This window comes from Brenneria roseae subsp. roseae (assembly GCF_003115845.1).
GTDB lineage: Bacteria > Pseudomonadota > Gammaproteobacteria > Enterobacterales > Enterobacteriaceae > Brenneria > Brenneria roseae.
In genome coordinates this window covers 1-1470 of record NZ_KZ819055.1, presented here as the reverse complement: position 1 = coordinate 1470, position 1470 = coordinate 1, and the positions used below count along the sequence as shown (strand labels likewise).

General features: G+C 39.3%; 4 protein-coding genes. All 4 read right to left on the bottom strand.

What is annotated here, in order from left to right:
* Positions 1-293, bottom strand: a 293-nt coding sequence (locus DDT52_RS21065; RefSeq protein ID WP_247595606.1) for a DUF6392 family protein, incomplete at its 3' end; no start/stop codon positions are given.
* 44 nt (positions 294-337) lie between these two features.
* Positions 338-664, bottom strand: a complete 327-nt coding sequence (locus tag DDT52_RS20785; RefSeq protein ID WP_136157994.1) for a hypothetical protein — start codon at positions 662-664, stop codon at positions 338-340.
* Entirely contained in the window at positions 661-1086 is a 426-nt protein-coding gene (locus tag DDT52_RS21350) for an S-type pyocin domain-containing protein (protein WP_281728913.1), read from the bottom strand. Before DDT52_RS21350 ends, DDT52_RS20785 begins: the two co-directional genes overlap by 4 nt.
* Positions 1087-1124: 38 nt before the next feature.
* A partial coding sequence (locus tag DDT52_RS21345; protein WP_247595607.1) for an S-type pyocin domain-containing protein occupies positions 1125-1447 on the bottom strand: 323 nt, incomplete at its 3' end.
* Positions 1448-1470: the final 23 nt, after the last annotated feature.

Sequence of the window (1470 nt, the reverse complement as noted above, 5' to 3'; positions counted from 1 at the left end):
ATCAGCGTTCTGTATGGACACGACTGGAAACCTACCTGTTTCCTGACATAGGTAACATTTGGAAATTGCTGCGCTGGCCTGTCTTCATCAAAGAGTGTAAGTGTCACACAAAATAGTTTTCTCGATGACCGATGAAAAGCCAAGTAGATACATTCTTTGACCATATCTAAATCCAATACAGGATCACCGGAATCCCCTTTAGGCTTGGTTTTATAAGGGATCAATCCTTCATCAAAGATCTCTTGGTAGGTTTTACCTATACAATTCAATAGTGCTTCAACATTCATAGTCATTCGTAGTCATTCGTAAAATCTTTGTTCATGATAAAAAATATATTTCACGCATCTAATTTACCAATTAACTCCTTTATTTTACCTCTTAAAAAATTTTTGTCCCAATGCACACTCTCCTCATATAGCGGGCTATCCCAATTTCCATTTTTTATGACTCCGATTTTAAAACTCCCGTTTTCCTCAAATGCAGGATACCAGCCTATGTCTAGAATGTTTCCATTCGAGCATGATAACATCAATAAATCCTCATCTAATTTATTAATTTCTTCTGAAACTGTTTTATTGAAATCAATACCAGATAATTCATCAAAAACACTATCCAGATTATTAACTATGTATACATCACCCAAAATAACTATCTCTCTTTTCATTTCATTAACCTTCTTGCTTCTTGTTCACCAATAGGGTGAGAATGAATCGTTCCTTGTGACTCCTTTGTCACAACCCATGCAGTTTCTTTTCCTTTATACGCCCCTTTTACTTCGTCAAATTTCATAATCTTCCAGTTTTTTTCATTTGAAGTCGATATACCATTTTCCCAAACCTCATAGTCTATAGAGGTAATATCTACATTAGGTTTAAATTTAGCAGGCCCACTTTTTGTGGTTTTAACCACTTCCCCCCAAGATAATCCCTTAGGCGGATAATGTTTGTATCCATGAGCATAAGATATCTTATTTTCTGATAAATAAACATAAATCGGCGGAAACACATTCTCCGGGAACACCAGAATGTAATCACGGAAATCTTTCTCGTCCGGTATCGGTGTCGCGAGGATACTGACATCATCCATCTCTGGAATTTCAAAACCCGGTATCGCTGACGAGATANTGTGCCGTATCAGTAGGCAATTCCACACCCGGATTATCCGGTGTCCATAAAATGGTTGGTCCTGTTGCGCCCTCTTCCCAGAACTCGTAGCGGTTATTGGGAAAATCATGCTTCAACAGCCTGACCTGAACTTGATCGCGCCCGCTTTCCATACTGGTGTGATAACCGACTGCCTTCAGCCTGCCTGTATCCTCATCCTCTACCCACTGATAACGAACACGACTCGGCACTGTTCCCTGTTGTTGTGCAACCTTCAGCAATTTTTCCGGTGTCAATAAATCTTCTTTTTCACCTTTCAGATGCTGCTGAATCAGTGCCCCCATCAGCAAAAAACTTTGTGCCATTT